Origin of the sequence: Pseudoalteromonas sp. H71 (genome assembly GCF_001468485.1) — a bacterium.
Classification (GTDB): Bacteria; Pseudomonadota; Gammaproteobacteria; order Enterobacterales; family Alteromonadaceae; genus Pseudoalteromonas.
In genome coordinates this window covers 125,179-149,199 of record NZ_LODI01000002.1, presented here as the reverse complement: position 1 = coordinate 149,199, position 24,021 = coordinate 125,179, and the positions used below count along the sequence as shown (strand labels likewise).

24 protein-coding genes and 1 other RNA gene are annotated in these 24,021 nt (G+C 38.1%); 16 read left to right on the top strand and 9 right to left on the bottom strand.

From position 1 onward, the window contains the following. Positions 1–11 precede the first annotated feature (11 nt). The gene (locus tag ATS71_RS02855; RefSeq protein WP_058403457.1) at positions 12–341 is read right to left on the bottom strand and encodes a translation initiation factor; all 330 of its coding nucleotides are present in this window, start codon (positions 339–341) and stop codon (positions 12–14) included. A 134-nt stretch (positions 342–475) separates the two neighbouring features. Here ATS71_RS02855 and ATS71_RS02850 point away from each other — a divergent pair, with 134 nt between their 5' ends. The 4 genes from ATS71_RS02850 (at position 476) to ATS71_RS02835 (ending at position 4,420) form a co-directional block, all read left to right on the top strand. Beyond that, a complete protein-coding gene (locus ATS71_RS02850) occupies positions 476–781 on the top strand; it encodes an STAS domain-containing protein (protein WP_058403456.1) in 306 nt (101 codons plus the stop codon). Then, positions 781–2,433 carry a SpoIIE family protein phosphatase gene (locus ATS71_RS02845; protein ID WP_058403455.1) on the top strand — a complete coding sequence of 551 codons (1,653 nt, stop codon included), beginning with the start codon at positions 781–783 and terminating at the stop codon, positions 2,431–2,433. The genes ATS71_RS02850 and ATS71_RS02845 overlap by 1 nt, the downstream gene beginning before the upstream one ends. Before the next feature lie 56 nt (positions 2,434–2,489). After that, entirely contained in the window at positions 2,490–3,149 is a 660-nt protein-coding gene (locus ATS71_RS02840) for a GAF domain-containing protein (protein WP_058403454.1), read from the top strand. An 80-nt stretch (positions 3,150–3,229) separates the two neighbouring features. After that, entirely contained in the window at positions 3,230–4,420 is a 1,191-nt protein-coding gene (locus ATS71_RS02835; RefSeq protein ID WP_058403453.1) for an amino acid aminotransferase, read from the top strand. A gap of 86 nt (positions 4,421–4,506) precedes the next feature. Here the strand turns inward: ATS71_RS02835 and ATS71_RS02830 are convergent, their stop codons facing one another. Further along, positions 4,507–5,712 (bottom strand): aromatic amino acid transport family protein, encoded by a 1,206-nt coding sequence (locus ATS71_RS02830; protein WP_082653580.1) that lies wholly within the window; start codon positions 5,710–5,712, stop codon positions 4,507–4,509. Positions 5,713–6,070: 358 nt separating this feature from the next. Here ATS71_RS02830 and ATS71_RS02825 point away from each other — a divergent pair, with 358 nt between their 5' ends. Beyond that, the gene (locus ATS71_RS02825) at positions 6,071–6,952 is read left to right on the top strand and encodes a DMT family transporter (protein WP_058403452.1); all 882 of its coding nucleotides are present in this window, start codon (positions 6,071–6,073) and stop codon (positions 6,950–6,952) included. A 102-nt stretch (positions 6,953–7,054) separates the two neighbouring features. Here ATS71_RS02825 and ATS71_RS02820 read toward each other — a convergent pair whose 3' ends face one another. After that, the gene (locus ATS71_RS02820; RefSeq protein ID WP_058403451.1) at positions 7,055–7,933 is read right to left on the bottom strand and encodes a flagellar protein MotY; all 879 of its coding nucleotides are present in this window, start codon (positions 7,931–7,933) and stop codon (positions 7,055–7,057) included. Positions 7,934–8,135: 202 nt separating this feature from the next. Here ATS71_RS02820 and rnt point away from each other — a divergent pair, with 202 nt between their 5' ends. Continuing rightward, positions 8,136–8,819 (top strand): ribonuclease T, encoded by a 684-nt coding sequence (rnt, locus tag ATS71_RS02815; protein ID WP_058403450.1) that lies wholly within the window; start codon positions 8,136–8,138, stop codon positions 8,817–8,819. On the opposite strand, the gene ATS71_RS02810 is transcribed toward rnt, so the two are convergent. After that, positions 8,803–10,428, bottom strand: coding sequence for a DUF342 domain-containing protein (locus ATS71_RS02810; RefSeq protein WP_058403449.1), 1,626 nt, complete (start codon positions 10,426–10,428; stop codon positions 8,803–8,805). The genes rnt and ATS71_RS02810 overlap by 17 nt on opposite strands. A gap of 268 nt (positions 10,429–10,696) precedes the next feature. On the opposite strand from ATS71_RS02810, the gene ssrA reads away from it, so the two are divergent. The 8 genes from ssrA to ATS71_RS02775 all read left to right on the top strand — a co-directional run bounded on the left by ssrA (position 10,697) and on the right by ATS71_RS02775 (position 16,467). Then, positions 10,697–11,053: a transfer-messenger RNA gene (gene ssrA, locus ATS71_RS18365) on the top strand. Between the two features lie 185 nt (positions 11,054–11,238). After that, positions 11,239–12,471 (top strand): integrase domain-containing protein, encoded by a 1,233-nt coding sequence (locus ATS71_RS02805; protein WP_058403448.1) that lies wholly within the window; start codon positions 11,239–11,241, stop codon positions 12,469–12,471. Next, positions 12,472–13,176, top strand: coding sequence for a hypothetical protein (locus tag ATS71_RS02800; RefSeq protein ID WP_058403447.1), 705 nt, complete (start codon positions 12,472–12,474; stop codon positions 13,174–13,176). 109 nt (positions 13,177–13,285) lie between these two features. Beyond that, complete coding sequence (locus ATS71_RS02795; RefSeq protein ID WP_058403446.1) at positions 13,286–13,564, top strand: helix-turn-helix transcriptional regulator; 279 nt, start codon at positions 13,286–13,288, stop codon at positions 13,562–13,564. Next, positions 13,557–14,024: a hypothetical protein gene (locus ATS71_RS02790; protein WP_058403445.1), complete on the top strand. Its 468-nt coding sequence runs from the start codon at positions 13,557–13,559 to the stop codon at positions 14,022–14,024. Before ATS71_RS02795 ends, ATS71_RS02790 begins: the two co-directional genes overlap by 8 nt. A gap of 370 nt (positions 14,025–14,394) precedes the next feature. Further along, the gene (locus ATS71_RS02785; RefSeq protein ID WP_058403444.1) at positions 14,395–14,976 is read left to right on the top strand and encodes a YagK/YfjJ domain-containing protein; all 582 of its coding nucleotides are present in this window, start codon (positions 14,395–14,397) and stop codon (positions 14,974–14,976) included. 396 nt (positions 14,977–15,372) lie between these two features. Then, the gene (locus ATS71_RS02780; RefSeq protein WP_058403443.1) at positions 15,373–15,894 is read left to right on the top strand and encodes a hypothetical protein; all 522 of its coding nucleotides are present in this window, start codon (positions 15,373–15,375) and stop codon (positions 15,892–15,894) included. A gap of 21 nt (positions 15,895–15,915) precedes the next feature. Continuing rightward, entirely contained in the window at positions 15,916–16,467 is a 552-nt protein-coding gene (locus tag ATS71_RS02775; protein WP_058403442.1) for a hypothetical protein, read from the top strand. A gap of 285 nt (positions 16,468–16,752) precedes the next feature. Here ATS71_RS02775 and ATS71_RS02770 read toward each other — a convergent pair whose 3' ends face one another. The 4 genes from ATS71_RS02770 to mnmC form a co-directional block, all read right to left on the bottom strand. Continuing rightward, a complete protein-coding gene (locus ATS71_RS02770; protein WP_058403441.1) occupies positions 16,753–17,808 on the bottom strand; it encodes a hypothetical protein in 1,056 nt (351 codons plus the stop codon). A gap of 476 nt (positions 17,809–18,284) precedes the next feature. Then, positions 18,285–18,920 carry an SDR family oxidoreductase gene (locus tag ATS71_RS02760; protein WP_058403439.1) on the bottom strand — a complete coding sequence of 212 codons (636 nt, stop codon included), beginning with the start codon at positions 18,918–18,920 and terminating at the stop codon, positions 18,285–18,287. Positions 18,921–19,101: 181 nt separating this feature from the next. After that, on the bottom strand, positions 19,102–19,422 hold the full coding sequence (locus ATS71_RS02755; protein WP_058403438.1) for a hypothetical protein: 321 nt from the start codon (positions 19,420–19,422) through the stop codon (positions 19,102–19,104). 59 nt (positions 19,423–19,481) lie between these two features. Further along, entirely contained in the window at positions 19,482–21,491 is a 2,010-nt protein-coding gene (mnmC, locus tag ATS71_RS02750; RefSeq protein ID WP_058403437.1) for a bifunctional tRNA (5-methylaminomethyl-2-thiouridine)(34)-methyltransferase MnmD/FAD-dependent 5-carboxymethylaminomethyl-2-thiouridine(34) oxidoreductase MnmC, read from the bottom strand. A gap of 178 nt (positions 21,492–21,669) precedes the next feature. On the opposite strand from mnmC, the gene fabB reads away from it, so the two are divergent. Then, on the top strand, positions 21,670–22,881 hold the full coding sequence (fabB, locus tag ATS71_RS02745; protein ID WP_058403436.1) for a beta-ketoacyl-ACP synthase I: 1,212 nt from the start codon (positions 21,670–21,672) through the stop codon (positions 22,879–22,881). 73 nt (positions 22,882–22,954) lie between these two features. Here fabB and ATS71_RS02740 read toward each other — a convergent pair whose 3' ends face one another. Continuing rightward, positions 22,955–23,320: a hypothetical protein gene (locus tag ATS71_RS02740; RefSeq protein ID WP_058403435.1), complete on the bottom strand. Its 366-nt coding sequence runs from the start codon at positions 23,318–23,320 to the stop codon at positions 22,955–22,957. Positions 23,321–23,370: 50 nt separating this feature from the next. On the opposite strand from ATS71_RS02740, the gene ATS71_RS02735 reads away from it, so the two are divergent. After that, the gene (locus ATS71_RS02735) at positions 23,371–23,916 is read left to right on the top strand and encodes a GNAT family N-acetyltransferase (RefSeq protein ID WP_058403434.1); all 546 of its coding nucleotides are present in this window, start codon (positions 23,371–23,373) and stop codon (positions 23,914–23,916) included. Positions 23,917–24,021: the final 105 nt, after the last annotated feature.

The following is a 24,021-nucleotide window of genomic DNA, read 5'->3' as shown; positions in this document are numbered from 1 at the left end:
ATAATTGCGGGTTAACCACCCGCAATTTTCACTTTAAATTTTAAGCCTTCTAAAATCGCTTTTAATTTATCTCGGTCATCACCTTGAACTTCAATAATACCTTCTTTTACAGCGCCGCCTTGGCCCATTTTACTTTTTATTGTTTTAGCTAACTTTTTTAAGTCATGTTCTTTTGGGTCTATGCCAACTACAAGCATTACGCCTTTTCCTTTACGGCCTTTTGTTTGACGCTCAATACGCACAAAACCATCTTTGAAGAGCTTAATATCAAGCTCTTTTTCTGGTTTTGGCTGGTCAATGCGTCCAGTGCTTGTTGAATATACTAAGTGACTATCTGTCATGGTTTACCTTATTCAGTCAAAATGTATTAAATAATGGCGTAAATGATAGCAAATTTGCTGTTGTGTGTTTTTCTTTTTGCTAAATAGTTTTAACAGGTTATATTTAGTCAAAGATACATTTAACGGAGAAATCAATGAATTTAACTACTCGTACATCAGCTGATGGAAAAGCGCTAACAATACAAATAAAGGGAAAGTTTGACTTTAATTTAGTTCAGTCTTTTCGCCAAGCCTATGCACAAATAGACAATGGTACTAATAAAGTTATTGTTGATTTAAGAGAAACTGACTACATGGATAGTTCTGCCCTGGGTATGCTTTTAAATATGAAAAAAACATTAGAAGATAAAGTGGCTGTGTTTGAAATTACTAATTGCCAGCCACAGCTTAAAAAAATACTACAAATATCGCGCTTCGATAAGAAATTTGACATTAGCTAATGGCAGCACATGTTCTTATTGTCGATGATCAGGCATTAAACCGTATTTTATTAAGTCAAATGCTCAATGATGAAGGTTATCAAGTATCGATGGCCTTCAACGGCCAAGAAGCAATTAAAGTCCTTGAGCATGAAGCCATAGACATTGTGTTACTCGATGTAATTATGCCAGTTATGGACGGTTTTGAGACCGCCAAAATAATAAAAAATAATCACAGTGACGTTTATTTACCTATTATTTTTATTACTTCTTTAGATGACAAAGCAAGTTTTGAAAAATGTTTGGAGGTTGGTGGGGATGACTTTATTCATAAACCATTTGATAAAGTAATCCTTAACGCAAAAATTAAAGCGCATAGAAGAACCCGAGAATTAAGTAAAAAAGCGAATCAGCAAAAGCAACTTCTCGAATATCACCATAATCAAATTGAGCGTGAACACGAAATTGTTGAGCATATTTTTAATAATTCGCTCGAAAATCAAGATGGTTTTAAGCAGCACCTCGACTTTAATTTGTCTCCCGCTTCTATGTTTAACGGCGACATGTTTTTAGTTGCGCAAAGTCCAATAGGTAACTTGTATTGTATGCTGGGCGATTTTACCGGGCATGGTCTAGCAGCTGCTATTGGTGCACTTCCTGTATCTCGTGCATTTTATACAATGGTAAATAAAGGCAAGGCCGTTAATGATATTGCTTTTGAATTAAATACGCTTCTATATAACCTGCTACCAGGGCACATGTTTTGTGCGGCGACTATTGTAGAGCTCAGTGCATCTGGAAAAAGTATATCAGCGTGGCTTGGTGGCTTACCTGATGCATATTTGATTGATAGCGAAGGCAATATAAAAAAAACGCTAGAGTCTCAGCATATGGCACTGGGCATATTAGACAAACATGAATTTGAGTACGACTTAATACATTTTGAAGTAAATAGTGATACGCGTTTAGTGCTTGCTACCGACGGCATAATAGAAACGACAAATAAACAAGATGATTTTTTTGCCGAAGACCGCTTTATAGCCACCCTGCAAAGTAAGCCTATGATCACCTGTGAGGATATAATTGCTCATGTCAGCGATTTTGCACAGGGCTTACAGCAACAAGATGATGTAAGCATTGTGCTTCTAAACTGCTTGCCTTTGCCGATGGAAGAAAAGCCCAGAGAACCTTTCTCAACGCTTGCTTTTAATTTGTCATTGAGCCTAAATTCAAAACAAATTAAACAAACTGATCCCGTCTACGACATTGTAAATATTCTTAGTCGTATTGAAGGATTAAATGATCACCGCTCAAACATATTTTTACTCCTTTCTGAAGCTTACAATAACTCACTTGATCATGGTGTTTTAGGATTAGACTCTGCGATTAAACTTCAGGAAGACGGTTTTTTTAAATTTTATGAAATGCGTGAAAAGGCAATTAGTGAGCTAAAAGATGCCATGATCATCATTGATATACGTTATTGCCCAGATACACTTAGCCTCCATTTTATGATTTGTGATTCGGGTCGGGGGTTTAGTAGTCAGTCAAATGATGTAATGAGTGCTAATAATGAATTTGGTCGGGGCCTGTCATTGCTTGAAGAAATAGCAGAAAAAGTGACTTACAACGCAAGCGGTAACCAAGTTGAAATGTGCTATAAGTTGATCTAGCTCTGCGAAAATATCCATGCTATTATCCTCGAAACTTTAGATGTATGGATGGCCAAATGATTTCTTCTTATTTAACGCAAGCGCAGTTAAGCGTCGATGCAAACTTAATTTCAGCCGAGCTTGAAAAGCTCGAGAATTATCTTGCGCATACATCTTTGCCAGAAACTCGTTGGCAGTATCAAATACCTGAATTAGGCGAAGGCGGAGCATGTAGCTTATTTGGTTACTTGCAAGATGAGCCTTTCAACCTTGCTGATTTCATAAATAACGATAGCAATACCAACGACAAGCTAGCACAGCTGCAAAGTATTGTTAACTATGTACACTCGCAAACGGGTGTTGACTGGTATGGTATTTATCAATCAACAAACACTAACGAAGGTAAACAACTATTAAAGCTTGCTTATCATGGCGTGCCTAGCCGTCCTTTATTTCCGCTTACACAAGCCTTTGCTGCAGGAAGCAATAACGTTCAAGTGGCTTTATCTCAAAAAGGCCGCATTATTAATAATGTAGAGCAATACTTGGCACAAGGTGGAGAATATTATACCTGTGACCCTAAAGTTAAATCTGAAGTGTGTTTGCCTTTGTTTAATGCTCAAAATGATTGCGTAGGTATTATTGATGCGGAAGCATTTAATAATGATTTTTTTGATGAAAAAGCACTGGCCATTTTAATTGCATGTTGTATTAAAATTCCTCATTCACTAGTGTAAATAACACTAGTCAACGTGATGTGCTTTTATGTTAAGCTAAGCTTAATTGCTAACCCATAAATATAGATAAGAGATAGCCCATGTTCTCAGTATTAAAACCATTACCAACTGATCCGATCCTTGGCCTTATGGCGGCCTACAAACAAGACACAAACCCTAATAAAATTGATTTAGGTGTGGGTGTTTACAAAGATGAGCACGGCAATACACCTGTACTAAATGCAGTAAAAAAAGCAGAAGCGTTCCGTTTGGAAAATGAAACAAGCAAATCTTATATTGGTTTAGCAGGTAACTTAGATTACTGTCAAAAAATGGAACAGCTATTACTTGGTGAGCACCAAGCATTATTAGCAAATCGTGTTCGTACTGCACAAGCACCAGGTGGTACAGGCGCACTTCGTGTTGCTGCTGAGTTTATTAAACGCTGTAATACAGATGCAACCGTATGGGTTACAACGCCGACTTGGGCAAACCACATTAGTTTATTTGAAGCGGCAGGTTTAACCGTCAAAGAATACCCGTACTACGACTACGAAAATAAAGACCTGTTATTTGATGAAATGATCAATACCCTTAAGCAAGTACCAAAGGGTGATGTAGTGCTGTTACATGCATGTTGTCATAACCCAAGTGGTATGGATTTAAACGAAGAGCAGTGGAAAACCGTTGCAGAGCTTTCTAAAGAAGTTGGCTTTACACCATTAGTAGATATAGCTTACCAAGGCTTTGGCTCTTCACTAGAAGAAGATGCACGCGGACTTCGTATTTTAGCTGATGCCGTTGAAGAGTTAATTATTTGCTCATCGTGCTCTAAAAACTTTGGTTTATATCGTGAGCGTATAGGTGCATGTTCATTAATCGCAAAAGACAGTGCAACAGCTGATGTGTCTAACTCAGTAATGTTAAGTGTGGTACGTAGTATTTACTCAATGCCTCCGGCACATGGCGCTGATATTGTTAACACTATTCTAAGCAGTACAGAGCTTACGCAAATGTGGCATGCTGAACTTGATGAAATGCGTACACGTATTAATGGCCTTCGTAGTTTAATTAAAGAAAGTCTAGCATCAAAAGACATAGCGCAAGATTTTTCGTTTATTGAACGTCAACACGGTATGTTTTCGTTCTTGGGTATTAATAAAGAGCAAATTGAGCGATTACAAAAAGAATATGGTATATACATTGTTGGCTCAAGCCGCGTAAATGTAGCGGGTGTTAGCAAAGCAAACCTTGATTACTTTGCAAATGCAGTGGCTGACGTTTGTAAATAAGCGTAGTTAATATAAAAAAACCGCACTCCATTAATAATGGTATGCGGTTTTTTATTAACTAAATTTTGTTGTTACAAAAGTACGGTTTAACCAATTGCGGGTATAAACCCCGCCATTTGCATAAATTGCGCAGCAATTATTAGCACGCCACATAACCCTGCAATTAATAGCCCAATACTACCACTTTGTACTTTATAACCAGTGACAGTGCTTGCTGAACCTCGTTGCTTATAAACCATAGCAACAGGTAAAAATACAGCTAATATAACTAAAGCTATAGCAGCGTAACCTAGAGCCATAATAAACCCTTGCGGGTAAAAAAGGGCAAACCCCAAAGGCGGTATAAACGTAACAATCGCGGTTTTAATTCGGCCTACGTTGTTATCGACTTGCTTGAATGTATCGGCAAAAAAGTCAAATAAACCCAAGCTTACACCTAAAAATGAAGTTGCTAGTGCTAAATCGGCAAATAACTTTACCGCTACCGACACGTTTGAATTATGTGCAATGCTTGCAACACTGGCTACAAACCCGCTCAAACCTTCGCTATTAAGTAAATCGCTTTGGCTCATAATACCTTGGCTTAATAATTGCCAAAAAATATAAATTACTAAAGGAAGTGCCGCGCCTGCAATCATCACTTTACGAAGCGTTTTTACGTCAAGGCCTACGTATTTCACGATTGATGGAATAGAGCCATGAAATCCAAAAGAGGTAAAGACGACAGGGATCGCGGATAATATTAATCCTTGTTGTACTGGCATTTCGAGTAAATGCTTGGCTTGTACATAAGGTGTAAGCATATAAAATAAGCTGGCTAAAACAATCACTTTAATTGTAAACAGCACTCTATTGAATTTATCTACTTTGCTTGTTCCCAGTGTAACTACGCTTGCAATAATGACCGCTAATATGACAGACCCAAATTGGGGAGCCATGTCTAAATCAAATCCAAGATTAATTCGTTCTTGAAGCTGTGCACCACCGCCTGCAATATACGCTGCGCATAAAGCATAAAATAAAAACACCATAGAAAAATTGGCAATGTATTGACCGCGCTTCCCAAGCCAGCGTTTAGCAAGTGTATTCAACGTGGCATCACGTGGGGCAAATTGATGTAGCTCTAACATCAGTAAAGCGGTGTAAGTCATTAATACCCAGCTTGCAACAATAAGTGCAAGTGCAGTCATAAAACCTAAACCAGCAGAGGCGATAGGTAAAGCAAGCATGCCAGCACCAATTGTGGTACCAGCTACGATTAACATGCTGCCTATTGTTTTATTTTTGAGCACTTAATTACCTTAATTATTATTAATTTACACGCACGATATAACTACTTCAGTAAAACTCAAATAGTTTTGTTCTAAATGGCATTAAATAAAATGTAACTTACAATTTACAGCTGTATATTTACACGTTTTTTAATTTTTAATATGATTAAACGCCTATTCATAAACCCTTTACAGCGTATAATCCTATGACCAGTTCTTAGGCGCTTATATTTTAAGATTAAGCTGACAGTTAAGTGCTTTTAGCGAGTTTTAACAAAAGCTATTTAGCTTTGCCTGTAACTCATTTATTAATGCGTTAAGCTGGTTTTTACTTCCTAAGCTCAATTCGCCTTATTTTTAACTTACAAAGGAATGGCACGTGCCAGTTAAAGTTTCTTATTTTTTTATGGTTCTTATATGGTCGACCACACCGCTGGGTATTGTGTGGAGTAGTGAAAGTGTTTCGCCCTCATTAGCGGTGTTAATGCGTATGCTGGTGGGGCTATTTATGGGGGCGCTTGTCGTAGCCGTCACTAATGTAAGAGTGCCATGGAATAAGTCGGCGTGTTTACTATATTCTTACTCAAGTATTGGTATTTTTGGTGGCATGCTATTGAGTTATATGGCGGCTAAAACAGTGCCTTCTGGCATTATTTCACTCATGTTTGGGTTGGCTCCTATTTTATCGGGGTTGCTTGCTCAGCAGCTATTAAATGAGCCTAAATTTAGCCCAATAAAGCTCATTGCTTTAGCAAGCGCTTTAGTTGGCCTTTATTTTGTAAGCTACAACCAAGTACAAAATTCACAAACTCAGGGACTCGGGCTTGTATATGTATTTATGGCTGTGTGTTTTTTTAGCTTAAGCGGTGTGATGATAAAGCGAGTAAAAATTGCAATTAACCCTATGGCCACAACATTTGGTGCACTTGTGTTTGTAACGCCACTATTTTTTATTGCATGGTGGTTGCTTGATGGTGAGCTTAATATACAAAACTGGAATGTAAGGTCGCTTTGGGCAATTGGTTATTTAGGAATATTTGGTTCGTTAATAGGGGCATTAGCATATTTTCATGTTTTACAAAATTTAAATGCAAGTACCGTTGCGTTAACCACACTTATTACTCCAAGTTTTGCTATTGGACTAGGTGCGTGGCTTAACAATGAGCCACTGAGTATAGAGCTAATAACTGGCGCGGTTATCATTGTTATTAGTTTAGGCTTTTTTCAATTTGGCGATAAATATTTAAAAGCAAAGCGTTAGCACCAGTGCGTGTTGAACTTTGTGGCTAGAAATTTGTTCAATATCTAGGAGCGATTAAATTACAGCGTGAGGTTTGTAACCTGGTGGGCTGAGTAGACGCTCCTACATTTTAGCTATTTGAATTACCAAACGGCGGTTTTTATCGCGACCTAAAATATTATCGTTGGTGTCTACAAAGCGCTTTTCACCAAACCCCGTTGTTTTGACTTTATTTTCATCTACCCCTAGGCTAACCATGTAGTCTTTTATTGCTTTAGCGCGTTTACGCGATAGGTCTAAATTGTTCCAACGACCGCCGTAGCTGTCGGTATAAGAATCGATACTAATTGATTCGATGGTTGAATCGTTTTTTAAATATTCAGCAATTTTGTCAAGGCGTTGCTGAGATGATTTAGTGAGCTTACTGCTGTTAGATTGATAGTTCATTACTGTAAACGAAATATCTTCAAAGCTGTAAGGCAGTAGTTCGTCACGACATTGTAAAAAAGCCCAATAAGCTTGCTTAAAATTAACGCTTGAAATACCAACGGCAATTTTATCGGCACTATTTTGCCAGTCTTGATAGTAAAAAGTGGGGTAAAATCCTTTTTCAAGCTCAGTGAGCATTTCCCAAGCTGTTTGATTGCCTAGCTCGCCATTAAACTTTTTTAGTAGTTTCATATTGGCAATATCTCGGGCTGGTAGCCCAGAACGCCATGAAGGCGGAACTGCTTTAAGTCCAGCAATAGAGTAGTTATCTGGGCGCACAACCATATCTAAATTAAAAGTTAGGTTTTTATTTTTGCTGGCAGTGGCTTTAAAAATAGCTTCCCCGTAGTAAGGAACCTCATGATTTAATTGGCACTGTAAGCGTGTTGTTCTAACGACTTCCCAGCTTGAACTGTCTTGATTAGCAGAGTAATTACGCATGGCTGCAGTTGAACTTGCGCTTAATAGCACAGAGCTAATACTGGCGCTCATCAATAATAATTTAAACTTCATAAAACTCTCCGTAACCCTACACGCCAAAAATTTGGCATTGTTCAGTACTACTTTATTAAAGTGCAATGTACACTTTGCTAGCGTCATTCTAAAGCAAGTTATATGCCTATTATTATAGGCGTAAATAATAGTTAATGCCTCTAGCCGAAAGCCCTATACTTTTGACATAATAGAAGGCTTATACCTACAAACCAAGAAGACTATGGCAAATACTGAGCAAACTCTTTTCGCGAAACGCTTTCGTGGCTTTTTTCCTGTTGTTATTGATGTTGAAACCGCAGGTTTTAATAAAGAAACAGATGCATTACTTGAAATTGCAGTCTCTGTATTAAAAATGGATGACAATGGCTTGTTGAGCATAGATCAAACAGTGCATTTTCATGTTGAGCCGTTTGAAGGTGCTAATATTGAGCAAGCGGCAATCGAATTTAATGGAATTGATCCATTTTCACCGTTAAGAGGAGCAGTAAAAGAAGAGGATGCCATTAAAGAGATTTGTAAGGTAGTGCGCAAAGCGCAAAAGGCAGCCGGATGTCAACGTTCTGTTATTGTGGCGCATAACGCAGCCTTTGATCACGGATTTTTAAATGCAGCTATTGAACGCAATAGTATAAAACGCACCCCATTTCATCCATTTGTAAGTTTTGATACAACAACGCTAGCAGGGCTTGCATTAGGCCAAACAGTATTAGCTAAAGCGTGTCGTGCGGCTGGAATTGAATTTGATAACAGTCAAGCCCACTCAGCACTTTACGACACAGAACGCACCGCTGAATTATACTGTTTAATCGTAAACCGTTGGCAAGAGCTAGGCGGTTGGCCGCTTGCACCACTTGATGATAGTGACGAAGATGAAGCAGCTAATGAATCTAAAACGACTGAGTAATTTTACCCTCAGATAGTTTTACGAAGTGGGGGGGGTAAATACGCGAAAACTGTTTTGTTTCTTTTGCTATTTTAACCTCCACACCAGGGTGCATTAATTCGTTCACTTTTACGCGGCTAGAAGCTAATAGCTGGGCTATTTTTCTTTTTACGAGTGCTTTTTGCTGCTTAACATTGCGAGAGCGAGCATTCAGTTGCTTTTCGTTAGCACTGATTTTATCTGTAAATTGTTTACGCTGAGCAGGGTTCGTGATTTTTTCTGCTTTAGTTCGCGCATTTTTTAAATCCACTAATTTAGTGCTTAATACTTTTTCAAAGTCGTTAATTTGGCTCTGCTTATCACGCAGTTCAAACCAGTTTTGAGCTAAAAATACACGCGTTTTAGTACCGGCTGGTGCACCTAGTTCGCCAGTTTCAATACGCATAGCATCAAATATATTACCACCTATAATTTTGCCACGAGGCTTATCTGCCTTGCCAACACGAATTAAACGTTTAGCCGTTAAATCACAATGCAATACTTGACGTTCAATAAACAGGTTTTGGTCGGTTTTAATATTACAGTATTGGGCATAACCTATAGAAATTGTGCGCTTAGCTGAAATGCTACATGTAAATGCTTCTTCGTTTTCACGGTTACGGCCTATAGCTCCTAGCACAATTGTAACTGCACTTTGGCTTTCAACAATGGCCGATTCAACAAAGCCTAAAACAGTAATATCACCTTTTGCCTTTACTCGCATACCGTCTTTTATGTCACCGCTGATAATTACACTGCCATCAAAATCAACATGACCGGTGCTCACATCGACATTATCGAAACATAAAACGTCGTCAACGCGCATCCCGCGTGGTAGCGCAACAGGTACGCCTTTGCAGTCTGCTATTAGTAAATTGGGGTTTGTTGGGTCTATTTTTGTCCCTTCAAAAGGTTGCAGCTCAAGCTCTTTACCAGGCGTTGCAGGAATTATATCGCCAAACACGGTATAGCCGTCTTCACCCATTGTGGCAGCAATACGTTGCATAAGAGGTGTGCCTGGTTTAACAGTAATAATGGCACCAAGATCTTTCATATCTACTTTGCCACCGGCAGTAGCTTGAGGGCTTAAAATACGATCTTGTGCTGTTGAACAAAGGCGAACAAATTTAGCATCGCTTCCTTCTTTTGGATTACGACCATGCGCAACAATAGCGCTGTAAGTTGACCCAGAAGCTTGTTCAAATTGTTGACCCAAAAAGCTATCAAGTGCGCGAGGACTAATCCCTTTTTTTACACCCGCTTTGTTCAACGCCTCTTGTGCATCTTCTATTGAAAGCAGTGCACCACCTTTGGCGGTTGTTATTGTTGCTTCTGCAACCATGTTTTTTTCATCAATATTAATTACAATAGATGCATCCACTGCTTTTGCGACAACTAAAGACACTTCTTTGTGGTTATTTGTAGGCGCAAAAAGTTTTCCGATATTGGCTGAAATGATCTCATATTCACCAAACTCAGATTGCTCAAACATTTCAATTAGTTGAGTGCTTGTGACCGGAAAACCACTATCAACAGGATGCTTAGTTAAAGACACACATCCTGTACTTTTATCTAATGAAAAAACCGACATTTTTAATTCCCTACTTCTTATGCCTGTTATTATTCTTAACTTTTACAGTTACAACTAAACCTTTAGCACTAGTTTGCTAATCCCTCATTTGAACACAGGTTAACCATATTGTTAAGTAAATGTTTACTGTATCTAGTACATTATTGTTAATTTGTTCATTAAATACGCAGTTAACATAGGTGAATTAAATAAAGCGTCATTAAGCCTTGAGTATCATCACTTTACTCAGTTATACTGCCTGCACGCTCTGAATGAGTTTACTAATTCAGGGGCTGATTAGGATTCGACGGAATTCAAGAAGCCCAAGGTGCATGTCGAGGTGCGGTTTGCCTCGTAAAAAAGCCGCAATCTAAAGTAATCGCAAACGACGATAACTACTCTCTAGCAGCTTAGGCTGGCTAGCGCTCCTTCCATGTATTCTTGTGGACTGGATTCTGGAGTGTCACCCTAACACCTGATCGCGATGGAAACCCTGGCCGGGGTTGAAGCGTTAAAACTAAGCGGCCTCGCCTTTACTTACCGTGTTTGTCCGGGATTTAAAGGTTAATTAAATGACAATACTAAACATGTAGTACCGACGGTCGAGGCTTTTCGGACGGGGGTTCAAATCCCCCCAGCTCCACCAATAAAGGTTTTTAGATACGTTGCTAAGAACCGTAAAAGACCCGCAACGCTAGTTAATTCGAGCCTTGCGGGTTTTTTTATGCCTATAGTTTAACCATTAGTGACCGTTTAAAACTTGTAACAACCGCGATTTGTTGTAACACTAAACGTAACAACTGGAATATTACATAGGGATCGTTGTTACAAATGGCTATTCAAAAACTCATAGATAAACAAATAAGCGCAGCTAAGCCAAAAGATAAAGAATACAACCTCACGGACGGTGGTGGCTTAACACTACGGATAAAACCCAGTGGTGGTAAGTTTTGGCTTTATAACTACACAGCGCCTATTACTAAAAAACGCAAAAATATGGGGCTTGGTTCATACCCAGACATAAGCCTTGCAAAAGCCCGTGAGCGCCATAGAAAATATAAAGCCTTAGTGCTTGAAAATATCGACCCTATTCACCAACGCCAGTTAGATGAAAAACAAGCACAAGAAACACACCTACAAACATTTAAAGCCGTTGCTTTGATGTGGTTTGAGAAAAAGAAAACAGAAATAAAACCACAAACAGCCGAAGCAGCACTTAGCCTCTTAAACAATCATGCCTTTCCTGCGTTTGGTGATGAACCAATAAGCAAATTAAAAGCCTTTCAAGTAATAGAGCTAGTGCGCCCCGTAGAGGCAAAGGGGAGCTTAGAGACAGTTAAAAGGCTATGCCAGCGTATTAACGAAGTAATGGTTCATGCGGTTAACTGTGGGCTTATAGAAGCCAATCCACTAGCGAATATAAGGCAAGCATTCCAAGCACCTAAAAAAAGCGCTATGCCGTCTATTGAAGCGGATAGGCTACCAGAGTTAATGAGTGCTTTAAATCGTGCCAGTATTAAGCTTACAACACGTTGTTTAATTGAATGGCAGTTACACACTATGACGCGCCCTAATGAGGCTGCAACGGCTAAATGGCAAGATATAGACTTAAATGCTGGTGTGTGGGTTATACCTGCCGAGCAAATGAAAAAGGGCAAAGAGCAACGTATACCGTTAACCCCGCAAACACTTGCTTTACTTGAATTAATGAAACCAATAAGCGCACACCGAGAATATGTATTTCCCGCAGATAGAGACCCACGCAGCCACACAAACGTGCAAACAGCTAACGCAGCAATAAAGCGTATGGGATTTAAGGGCGAGCTGGTAGCGCATGGTTTACGCTCGCTTGCTAGTACAACGCTCAATGCACAAGGGTTTGATCCTGATGTAATAGAGGCGGCTTTAGCACACGTAGATACAAATGAAGTAAGGCGAGCATATAACCGCACTGATTACTTTGAGCGTAGAAAAACCATGATGTGCTGGTGGTCTGAACATATTGAGATTGCGGCAAGTGGCAGTAGTTCGTTAGCTGGTATTAAAGGTTTGAAGGTGGTTTAAATGGATAAGGATGAAAGAAAAAAACGCTTAAAAGAGCATAGTGATTTTTTAAAAGAATTACTAGTTAAACCACAAGAACAGTATCCAGATGCTGAATGCTTAATAAGAGATGAGATAATCGATAATATTGTTTTTGGTGAGATTCAAGATACTAATCCAGATGAAGAAATAAAGTTAGGCGAGAGTATCGGAGATAGTTTTAAAAAAAATAAAGAAGAATTTTTAAGTGATTATGAAAGCTTATCCGCGTCAGATAAAGAAATAGCTATCTTAAAATACCAACTTTGCAATGCAGAAAATAATATGATCCCCTATGAGGTACTACTAGCTAAACAGGCAAGATTTAGAAATATGAACTCAGAAAAGAAGGAGCTAGATCTAATTGATATTTTAAATGAAGTTAAAAGTTCGTTATTAGGTGCTTCACTTGATTATTACGCAGATAGCTTAGATTTGGTAATCACTCAACTACAAATTGATGGTATTAAAAATCAAGTTTTGAAGTGTAACCCAGGTGGCTCAAAGCCACTTTCGCATAAACAAGAAATTATTGAGATAGGTAAAAAGCTTATAAATGAAAATAATCATTCAAAAATGCGCGCTGCAGAGTTGGCAATTATCGACTTCAGCAGTAAATTTTCTCAAGATGAGGCTGATGAAATCATTAACAAGTATAAAGCAGATACTGTAAGAAAGTGGTTTTAAAAAAAAAGATTAAATAGTTGGCAAATGAATATATTCATATGCCAATGCCCAAAGTACAAATGACTTAAATTCCCTTATGACGTTTAAACAACTCTTAAGGAACAATAAAATGTCTAATTTAAAACTTGTTAGAAAGTCCGAATTACTAAACACCTTTGCTTGTGGAAAGACACTACTGCAGCACAAAATTAATTCAGGTCTAATACCACCCCCAATAAAATTAGGTTTAAGAGCCGTAGCATTCTATGAGCATGAGGTTAATGCAACCTTGGCAGTAACCATTGCAGGCTACAGTAACCAGCAAATAAAAGATTTTGTTAGTGAACTGGTGACCAAACGCAAAAACTTACTTGCGCAATACACTCACTTGGAGGCAGCTAATGATTAATTTTAACGATATACACTCGCTCATCACATTAGAGTCATTAGAGATTAAAGCCCCTGATACGTTTAAAGAGCTTTTAAGCATGGAGGTAGAGCATAGGAAGCTTTTACTCGCTTGGCTTAACGGTATGAGTTCTAGCCCTATTGGTAGAGGTTATGCAGATATAGAGATAGATAAAGAAGATGCAGTATCCAGCGCACTCAAAACAAGTTATTTCATAGAGTTTACAAGTGAAAGAGTACGAGGAAATCATGTGCGGCACTTTATGACATATCAGCAAATTTTCGACTTTTTTAATGACCGAGAGAACCAAAGAAGAAAGGTTCAAAGTAATGTGTATGCGTTAAGGCGAACTAGCAAAGACAAAGCCTACATAAAAGACATTAAAGAGCGGGGCGAGGGTTGGGCTATTAGTCGGGTTAAGTTTTTATCTGAAAAGCTCAAAGCCAGTAATGATGATTAGAAAAAAAGCTGATTAAGATGGCAGTCAAAATCAGCGAAAGGTATGTAAAGCTGGTGGTGCTTTTGCCCCACCAGCAACCGATATCTTACATAAGATTTGTACTGTTTCCCACCATGAAATTACAGAGAAATGTTAGTTGTTACTATCTCGAAACACCCCTATCCATAAGTCAATTTGCATAGTTTGTAAAAAACGCGGTTATAAGCGGTGTTGATTAATAGGTTTACGACACTCAAATTTTAATTAATTGTGAGTGCCTCTTAACTTTATAGGCTTTTCGTTTAACTGTAACGCGAGTTTTCTCGTTCTAATTATTGCTTTGTAATTTATCGGATATTTATATTATCTATTAGTTTGCTTAGGAGTCGGTATGGCTAATTATCAGTATGTGAGTCATTCACCAGTGATACAACACGGTCAAAATTTGTGGCAGGTTCATGTAAAAAAAAGTGGCATATACACCGTGCAAATGAAAAGCATGTTAGATCAACTCGAGTCAGTTTTAACGCACTACAGCCAAGTTTTAGTTTTACGATTTGATATTGGTATTCCATATCAAACAAATGATAACCGTTTTATTATTGCTGTTATGGAAAGCTTGAGCGGCTTTATAAAGCAAAGGTATAAAATGCCTATTTTTGGCTACCATTGGACACGGGAGCAAGAAAGAGCGAAAAAGCAGCATTATCATGTGGTCGTTATTCTTGATGCCAACAAAGTAAGCTACCCAAGCAAGATAAATGAATTTATTTTAGAAATGGGAAATACACTGGCTGTGCGTCCATGGATACCAGAAAATTGTTTTTATAGATTTAAACGAAATGAGCATGATAAAAAGCAAGGCGCTATATGGCGTATGTCTTACCTTGCTAAAGCCAGAGGGAAGGGCTACAAACCACCACAAACCAAAAACCATGGATCTAGTAGGGTTAAGCCTAAGCAAATTAAATAGGTGTTTTCGTAAGTCACGAGCAGCCTAATAGCTTATTTTGATATAACCTACCTCACAAAACCTTATTAAAACTTAGTATAACTTAACTATTTTCATGAACGGGCGTACTAAATACCCCCCACAAAACCTGATAAAACTTGACTTTTATTTACGAAAATACACCTATTCAAGCTTTTACGGAGAGATATGCGCAAGGGTTTATTGAGTCCTAAAAAAGAGAGCTATTATTACGATTCAAGTAATGTAAGCTTTTTACCTCTAGTCAAGAAGCCGATCTCTTACATTAGTTTACCTGTTTACTGGCAAGCAGTTCATATATAAGTGTTACCATAACTTATTGGCTTGGTAAGTTTATTCAAGTCCAAACTTACCCTACGATTCAAATTAAGGAAAGCCATGAGAGTCTTATTAAGTGTTATATTTTTATTATTTCTATCCCCTTCAAAAGCGGCAACTATTACGGAGTTGTTTGGCGATGGTGTTTTTGGTACTCAGTGGGGGGATTCGTTTGAAACGGTTTTAGCCAAATATCCAAAAGCGAAGAAAAAAAATATTAGTGATACCATTTGGTTAGAGATAAAAGATTCGCGTAAGGTTTTTGATATTGATAGAAACAAGCAAAGATTACACTTTTCGTTTGATTCAGAAATGAGGTTAATTGGTGTTGGTGTTACTTTTGATGTTGACAGTTATAGTACTTTGATAAATAAACTAACTACCCTATTTGGATATGATTTTGAAAAGCCGAATGTAGCTTCATCTAATATGGCTTCTACTACGTTAGTATGGAAAGATAATGAAACCTCAGTAAGTGTCGGGGTGATACCAACTACATTTGGTTTGGAGACAATGTTAGGTGTTGGTTACAGTGGCTTAGATAAGCCAGAAAGCGACAAGAAAAGTTTAGGTTTTAATTAAATATTAAATAAAAGGAATTGTATGAAAATCTTAAAAGCTATATTACTAATTTACCCTATTCTATTGCTAAGTGCCTGCGCTTACAATTTAAATGTTGGCAGTAAAGAAGCTGCTGCAAAAAGTGTTACCTATTCCTATGATAAATTTAAGTCTCAAGGTTGGTTAAAGACAGAAGTGTATCAAGGAGGAATGACCGAGCCCGTAACGCAGTATAATTATAGGGCAAGTTATCGTGATAACTCTACAAGTCCTGATTTTATACAGGTATATGGAAAAATGTTTTCACAAAACGGTTGGTGCTTTATTGATGCTGCTTATGATGAATTAGGAAACGAATACAAATTACACAAAATAGATAGAAATGTAGTTTCTAACTCTGCAATGGGTGTTAGCTATGTTGTCATCCATGAGTATTTTGCTATAGACATTTCCCTAGGTAAGTTAAAAGAGCTTGCTGTTAAAGATGTCGAGTTTAAAGCTGCAGGTAAAAAGTGTGACTCAGTTTTTAAAGTAGATCATAGGGTATCGGCTGCTTTTTTAGATGCAATTCAAAAACGAATAAATAAAAGTTAAACGTTAGTTCATTCATATATTTGTTTCAGTAAGTGTCTTAATCTAGATAAGTGCAGCTGCAAGACGCGAATTTGAACCCACACAAAAACAAATAGTCACAACAATAGTAACAACGAGTGGTTTTGTGTAATTAGGATTCATTAATTTTCATTTGGTTATGTTTTCGATTAAGATTCCCCCAGCTCCACCAATAATGGTTTTTAAATTCGTTTGTTTAAAAACCCTAAAAAACCCGCAACTTGAGTAATCAGGCTGCGGGTTTTTTTATGTAATGAATAAAAAATACTAGGTTTCTCTAATTGTACGTAGCTTCATTTTTATCACAATGATCATTAATAGAAGTAGTGATAAAACACTAATTGATAGCGTTAAATTAAGCACAACGTTGTTAGGTTCATTAACTTTAGGAAGAGAGTTGCTGATTTGTTGCTGCCTAATATAACGCTGGCTGATCCAGTCTACGGCGTTGATCCATTGAACTTTGTTTGGGTCGGCATTACTAAGTGTGCTCATTACATGCGCGTCGTTATTTAAGTTTTTTGCTAAATTAATGAGTTGCAGCCAAAATACATTTTTTTCACCTAATTCGTCTATTTCTTGCAGGCGTAGGTTTAATTTTTCTCCTCCCATTTTTTCCACATTAGGCTGTTTTACATTTTCAGCATAACTATTAATTAATAGGGCAAACCGATTGAATTGCTCACTACCTTGGTTTTGCGATGCATTATTATCGGTATTAATATTGCTTTGTTGATTGTTAATTGCGTTTTGGTCAGTTATGTATTGTTTGTAATCTTGGTAGGTTAAGTTAACTAAAGTGTTACTTTGCGATTCATTCACAATGTTTGAAAGTAAATTACAGCTAATGGTAAGGCCCGTAATTGTCACAACTAACAGGGATACGTAACAAAAATAGAGCAGGCTTTTTAGTGACGCGCGCTGCAGCTTTACTTGGTAGTTTTTGTAACGCGTAATCATATCCCTTACATAAATTGCTTTTTTTTGCAGTAGTATACGTTTTGAATTGGACGTTTTATGTGTTTTTGCATTATCGTAATTTGTTGGTGTTTTTAACGCTAAAGGATACTGTTTTTCAGTTAAAGAGGTAGATTGATGCAGTTCAACTCGTGTTATTAAGCCCATTTTTTTAAGTGACGATTCGGCTTTAACAGCTTCAATACTCGTTAGATCTTTTTTCAATGCGTAGGGTTTACCGTCAAATAATTTGATGGCAATAGCATGGGGAATATTTAAAAACTGACTTAGTTCTTTTTGTACCAATGGAATATTGGCATGCTGGTGTAATCGGCCATTAAAAATAATTTTAAATGTAGCGCTCACATTAATTCCCTTATTAACATCCCAGAAAGAAGCTTTGTTTTTATTTTAGATACATAACATAAATTTAACAGATTGGAGCACGGTTATCTATAATCCTCACTAATGATTTTTCATTAATAATTTACTGTGCTTAAAATTAGTACAGAAAAGTGGGTTCATAAGAAGAAAATTTGCAAAGTAGGGAAGGAAACGTGGATTATTTTACATTTAACTATTAGAGCGGCACTCACTTAGATCTAATCTTGGGGCTGTGTCGTCTAGTTTACTGAATCTCATCGTGACTACTTTGGGTTTAAAGTTTTTGCGAAGTAATGGGGTAATTGTTTGTTGCATGCAAATGGGTGCCTTATTGCCTATTCCTTTTTTAGATCCATTAGGCTCAGTATTACGCCCTTGTTTTAATGTTTGCTGTTTCATCGATTGGTAATCGATGAAAGTGTTGCTCCACTAACGCTCAGGTTAATGGAGCGCTTAAATTATTTAACCGCAGATTTTATTGCTGTATCACCATCAAATAACTCAAAAATACGACTTTTTTCAAATGAGTTAGTTGCAATATGCAGTAGCGCATTGGCTACATTTTCTCGACTGATTTTGGCTTTGTCTTGATCATCAGGGCGCTGTTTTGTCACTTCCATTGAGGCTGTTTCATCAGTAAGCGTACCAGGGCGAACAATGGTGTAATTTAAGCTGCTATTGGTTAAGTATTCGTCGGCCATGTGTTTAGCAACTAAGTAAGGTTTTAAATCGCTTTCTATTGCGTCCGGGTTGTCTGCACCGATTGAGCTGACCATAATAAAGTGTTTAACTTTATTATCTTTTGCATAATTTACTGCTTTAACAGCAGCCCATAAGTCAATCAATAATGTTTTATCATCCCCAGTACTTCCACCAGAACCCGCTGCAAAAATTACTTGGTCGCAACCTTTTACAGCTTCGCTAAAGTCACCTTCTAAGTCCTGCTCTACAATATTTAAAAACGGGCTTTCTAAATCACTTAGTTTAGTTTTATCACGAACAAGGGCGGTAACATTTTGTTCGTTCTTAAGTAATAACTCCGTTGTCATTTTACCAATTTGACCACTTGCGCCAATAATTAAGGTCTTACTCATAATTAACTCCTTTCACTTGTTAGTAAATGTGTTTGCTTACAAATAGAGCTTGGGCTCAAAAATTGTTTTTAAAGGGTAAAAAGAGATATTAATTGGTTAATTTTAAAGAACGTTTAATTTAAAACGAGCACCTTAACTGAGTATGAAAATGAGTGGCTACATTGGTGTTTTTTTATAACGTTTATTCGATCATTATACTCACTTCGGTCACATAGTTACGGTGGTATAAGCTAATACGCACTTTACGAGTTTGGTAATTGTAATGAAGGGTACGGTAATTTTTATTGCCGGTTACGCTTAATGGCTCACCTAACTGTTGCTGATAAAAGTCTGTAATGGACGAAATAGATTGCGTTAAATACCCTGTTTTTACAAGTGGGTATTCATCTGTTACTTCCATTGTTGTAACAAACTCATCAGGCAGGGCAATGTTAATAACATTTATGCTAAGTGCTTTAAACGAGGTAAACAATATCAGCGATAGTACAATTAATTTTTTCATTGTGGCTCTATAAGTTCCTTTTATTAAGAATAGTTTACCTAAATTAGGGGCTTTGTCATTTATATTTTATTGCGGATTAAATCTCTTACAATAAAACGAGCAGGATGTATTGCTTGGCTCACTCGCTCGCTGAGAGGGCGTGGCTCGTTTGCTAAGCAGCTAATAAAGTGTTCGGCACACAGTGGTGCGCTGCATAAAGCGCGAGCTCCAAAACCTGTGAAAATATGCAGTCCTTGTTGAGGGTTAGCCAGAGGCAAGTATTGGTAACGTTTCCCCAGCCTTAGATTTGCAAATGCGTTAGTATAATCGCTTTGTTCACACCATTGCCCAGCCATTGGCAGGTGATCGATGAATGTGCATCGGACAGCGGCTTTTGCCGAGTTTACTTTACCTAACGTTGTGGCAAAGTCGCTATGTTCGTAAAAGTTGATGAGTTGATCACGGTTGGTTTGGTTATCTTCATCTGAAACATGACGGCTTTTACTGTTTTTATCAAACGTAGCACCCATACAGTGGTGGTCTAAATAAGCTGGCGTAAAGTAGCCTTTATGGCAAAGCACCGTCTTAAGCTTTTGAGATTCAGGGCTTGCTTGCACATGCGACACTTGCCCGCGTACACCTACAATAGGAAGTGCTTTTGTTTGCTCAAATGCGTCGCTGTGCTCACCAGCGCAAATAATAACATCGCTAAATGGGCCAAACTTTTGGTGATTGCTTGTTAAAAACCAGCCGTTTTCTGTTTTTTTTAGGTTTATGATATTGCAATTAAAATGGCTGTTGTGAGGCGCTAGTTTATTGGCTGCGGCTAGCATTGCATTAACGAGTTGTGGTGGATTAACCCAACCCCCTTGTTCAAAAAACACACCGGGGTAACCAGTTTGAACGCCGGCTATTTCATCGCCTTGCTCTGCGGTTACGTTTTGCATAAGTTGCTTTGGCCAAAGTTGCTTATGAGCTAGGTTTTTGTGTTTATCAGCCAGCGGTTTTTTTACTGCATGTTGCAAAACACCACACCATTGATGATCAAAACTAAAGCCTTCATCCAGCAGTTGTTGGTAAACACGCTTTGCGTATAAAAAACTATGAGCAAAAAGTTCACTATGTGGTGAGTTTTTGGCTTGCAAATGAGGATACACTGCGCCTTGTACATTATGAGATGCGCCCATAGCGGGACGTGGATCTTGGCAAAATAATTCAGCTGCAATACCACGTTTAGCAAGGCTATATAAAATACAACTACTTGCTATACCGCCACCAATAATAGCAATTTTTTCGAGTTTGCTCGCATTTTGATTAAAGTAAGGCGGTGCAGATTGCGCTGTATTTGCATCATTTATTTGGCCAATTAGCATGTCTCTTTTTTTGCCAAAGCCTTTACTTTTGATTGTATTAAACCCGGCTTCTATTAAGCCACGGCGAACAAAACCTGCGGCGGTAAATGTAGCGAGTGTTGCTTTTGCTTTTGAAATCTTAGCCATGCCATTAAATAAGCTTTGTTGCCACATGTCAGGGTTTTTACTTGGGGCAAAGCCATCCAGATACCACGCATCAACAACACCTGTTTGTGGGTAGCTCATTGTATTAATAGACGCCAGCGCATCACCAAAATGTAAATCAAGCACAACACGCCCGCTGTCAAACTCAAGGCGGTGGCATCCTTGTAAGTTGATAGGGTAACTGTTAACGAGTTTTTTGCTTAATTTTTGTAATGTAGGCCATGCTTGAAGTACTTGGCTTAAATCGTCGACTTTTAACGGATATTTTTCAAACGAAATAAAGTGAAGGCGTTTAACACCTTTATCTAATTGATTTTGTGATTGTTGACGTGCAATATGATCGTTAAAGTGTTGCCATGTATTTAAGAAATTCAGCCCTGTGCCAAACCCTGTTTCTGCTATTACAAAATGGGATTGGTCATGAGTTTGTAATCGAGTGTCTATATTATTTTGCTCATAAAACACATAATGCGATTCAGCAAGGCCATCGTCATTCGAAAAATAAATATCACCGAAGTCATCAGCAAACGGTGTACCTAAATCGTTAAAGTGTATATGTGCGTTTTTGATCATAATTAACAAATTTATAGAGTATATTTTTCATTATTTTACGGGTTTTCTTTGTAATAGTCTGGCGTTATTTATAAGCTAGCAGTTCAGAGTACAAGTGTACGCTAGAAAGCTGACCACTTAAGAGATTAAATTCGCGTAAAATAAAATGCAATTAAGTATTAAGCTAAGGGAATCACCCATGAGAAGAGCCGTAATTACCGGTATCGGTGTTGTATCAAGCATTGGTAACAACAAAGAAGAAGTTTTAGAGTCATTAAAAACAGGTAAAAGTGGTATCGCTTTCAACCAAGAGTTTGCCGACTATAACTTACGCAGTAACGTATCGGGTAAAATTGACATAAATGTTAAAGATCACGTTGACCGTAAAGCAATGCGTTTTATGGGCGATGCAGCTGCGTACTCTTACATTTCTATGACGCAAGCAATTGAAGATTCTGGATTATCAGAAGACCAAGTGTCAAACGAGCGCACGGGTATTATTGTTGGCTCTGGTGGTGGTTCATCTAAATGGCAAGTTGAAGCTGCTGATATTTTACGTGAAAAAGGCGTAAAACGCGTAGGACCTTATATGGTGCCACGTACTATGGCCAGTACAACATCAGCATGTTTAGCGACCCCTTTTAAAATAAAAGGCGTTAATTATTCAATTAGCTCTGCGTGTGCTACGTCGGCGCATTGTATTGGTAATGCGGTTGAACAAATTCAACTGGGTAAGCAAGACGTTGTGTTTGCTGGTGGCGGTGAAGAACTTCACTGGACGCTTGCAATGGAATTTGACGCAATGGGTGCACTGTCAACTAAATACAACGAAACGCCAGAAAAAGCATCGCGCACCTATGATGCTAACCGCGATGGGTTTGTTATTTCTGGCGGTGGTGGCATTGTGGTTGTGGAAGAGCTTGAGCATGCATTAGCACGTGGCGCACATATTTACGCTGAAATAGTAGGGTATGGTGCTACATCTGACGGTTACGATATGGTTGCACCTTCGGGCGAGGGCGCTGCACGTTGCATGCGCCAAGCAATGCAAAATGTAGACAGCATTGATTATCTTAACACGCATGGTACATCAACACCGGTGGGTGATGTCAAAGAGCTTGGTGCAATTCAAGATGTATTTGGTGGTAACTCGCCAATGATCAGTGCAACAAAAGCAATGACTGGTCATGCATTAGGGGCTGCAGGTGTGCATGAAGCCATTTTCTCTTTGCTAATGCTTGAGCATGGCTTTGTAGCGCCGTCTATTAATGTTGATGAATTAGACGAGCAAGCTGAAGGTTTAGATATTGTGACGGAACGCAAAGACGTAGCGCTTAATACAGTAATGTCTAACAGCTTTGGTTTTGGTGGTACAAACGCCACTCTGGTAATGAGCAAATATAAAGCTTAATTACTCACAGTTGTTATGTACGATACAAAAAAGGTAAGCCGTAATGGCTTACCTTTTTTTATTACAAGATTTATTATCCCTTATTATGTTCTTCACGAGCTTGCTCAATTTCATCAGCAATTTCTTGCGCTTTTTGCTTCGTTTTTTCTGTTAATTCACCTGCGGCTTCTTTACTTTTTATCCATGCATCAATAGCAATTTCTTTACCATCGTCGTACATGTCTAAGCCCATTGCTTTACTTTCTTGCAGCAGTTCGTTTAGTGACTCATCATTTTTAAGATCGTTTGTTGTTTCTTTTACTTCATTCCATGCATCACCCAATTGCTCTTGCATTTGAGCGGTTTTTTCTTTTGTTTCTTCTTTTACTTCTTTGGCATCTTCACAACCCGTTAAAGTTATTAAAGTGCCTAATAATGCTAAACCTGCTAATTTGTTCATGTGTTATCTCCTCAAGAGATTAATAATTGATTTAAAGGAACTATACACTAATGAAAATGAACGCCCCCGTAACAAAGCGGTTAAAATTTAAATTAATGGACGAACACGATTGGCGGCAACTGTATGAACTTGATCAAGACCCTGCCGTTATGCAATTTTTAACACGCGGGGTTCCTACCTCAAAAGAGCAAATTAAAGAGGAAGGTATACCGCGTATGCTTGCTTATCGAAATGAGCAAACAGGGTGGGGGCTTTGGTCAATAACAATTAAAGACACGAATATGTTTATTGGCTGGATTCTACTGAGGCCTATGGATTTTTTTAGTGATTCACCAAACTTTAGTGATATTGAAATTGGTTGGCGCTTTAAACAAGCTAGTTGGGGACATGGATACGCTACTGAAGCTGCTAAGGCACTGTGTGGAGAGTTAGCAAAACAGCCTAGTGTAAAAAAAATTAGCGCCAGTGCTCTGGCTGATAATATCGGTTCTATAAAAGTAATGGAAAAACTTGGACTGTTGTTTATTAAAACCTACACACATACCGATGAACAGGGTGAGCTACCTGCTGTTCTTTATTCTAAGTGTTTAAGGTAAGACTAAAATCTGAATGCGCAACGATTGACCTAGCCATTAAAGCTATGCATAAATAAGCGTGAGGTTATGCTGTTAGTTATTTTTAAGATGTTTACTTTTTAATTA

Excerpts from the sequence above, each read along its gene's own strand:
- ATS71_RS02855 (WP_058403457.1), bottom strand. The coding sequence starts at position 341 with ATGACAGATAGTCACTTAGTATATTCAACAAGCACTGGACGCATTGAC.
- ATS71_RS02850 (WP_058403456.1), top strand. The coding sequence starts at position 476 with ATGAATTTAACTACTCGTACATCAGCTGATGGAAAAGCGCTAACAATA.
- ATS71_RS02845 (WP_058403455.1), top strand. The coding sequence starts at position 781 with ATGGCAGCACATGTTCTTATTGTCGATGATCAGGCATTAAACCGTATT.
- ATS71_RS02840 (WP_058403454.1), top strand. The coding sequence starts at position 2,490 with ATGATTTCTTCTTATTTAACGCAAGCGCAGTTAAGCGTCGATGCAAAC.
- ATS71_RS02835 (WP_058403453.1), top strand. The coding sequence starts at position 3,230 with ATGTTCTCAGTATTAAAACCATTACCAACTGATCCGATCCTTGGCCTT.
- ATS71_RS02820 (WP_058403451.1), bottom strand. The coding sequence starts at position 7,933 with ATGAAGTTTAAATTATTATTGATGAGCGCCAGTATTAGCTCTGTGCTA.
- rnt (WP_058403450.1), top strand. The coding sequence starts at position 8,136 with ATGGCAAATACTGAGCAAACTCTTTTCGCGAAACGCTTTCGTGGCTTT.
- ATS71_RS02810 (WP_058403449.1), bottom strand. The coding sequence starts at position 10,428 with ATGTCGGTTTTTTCATTAGATAAAAGTACAGGATGTGTGTCTTTAACT.
- ATS71_RS02805 (WP_058403448.1), top strand. The coding sequence starts at position 11,239 with ATGGCTATTCAAAAACTCATAGATAAACAAATAAGCGCAGCTAAGCCA.
- ATS71_RS02800 (WP_058403447.1), top strand. The coding sequence starts at position 12,472 with ATGGATAAGGATGAAAGAAAAAAACGCTTAAAAGAGCATAGTGATTTT.
- ATS71_RS02795 (WP_058403446.1), top strand. The coding sequence starts at position 13,286 with ATGTCTAATTTAAAACTTGTTAGAAAGTCCGAATTACTAAACACCTTT.
- ATS71_RS02790 (WP_058403445.1), top strand. The coding sequence starts at position 13,557 with ATGATTAATTTTAACGATATACACTCGCTCATCACATTAGAGTCATTA.
- ATS71_RS02785 (WP_058403444.1), top strand. The coding sequence starts at position 14,395 with ATGGCTAATTATCAGTATGTGAGTCATTCACCAGTGATACAACACGGT.
- ATS71_RS02780 (WP_058403443.1), top strand. The coding sequence starts at position 15,373 with ATGAGAGTCTTATTAAGTGTTATATTTTTATTATTTCTATCCCCTTCA.
- ATS71_RS02775 (WP_058403442.1), top strand. The coding sequence starts at position 15,916 with ATGAAAATCTTAAAAGCTATATTACTAATTTACCCTATTCTATTGCTA.
- ATS71_RS02760 (WP_058403439.1), bottom strand. The coding sequence starts at position 18,920 with ATGAGTAAGACCTTAATTATTGGCGCAAGTGGTCAAATTGGTAAAATG.
- ATS71_RS02755 (WP_058403438.1), bottom strand. The coding sequence starts at position 19,422 with ATGAAAAAATTAATTGTACTATCGCTGATATTGTTTACCTCGTTTAAA.
- mnmC (WP_058403437.1), bottom strand. The coding sequence starts at position 21,491 with ATGATCAAAAACGCACATATACACTTTAACGATTTAGGTACACCGTTT.
- fabB (WP_058403436.1), top strand. The coding sequence starts at position 21,670 with ATGAGAAGAGCCGTAATTACCGGTATCGGTGTTGTATCAAGCATTGGT.
- ATS71_RS02740 (WP_058403435.1), bottom strand. The coding sequence starts at position 23,320 with ATGAACAAATTAGCAGGTTTAGCATTATTAGGCACTTTAATAACTTTA.
- ATS71_RS02735 (WP_058403434.1), top strand. The coding sequence starts at position 23,371 with ATGAAAATGAACGCCCCCGTAACAAAGCGGTTAAAATTTAAATTAATG.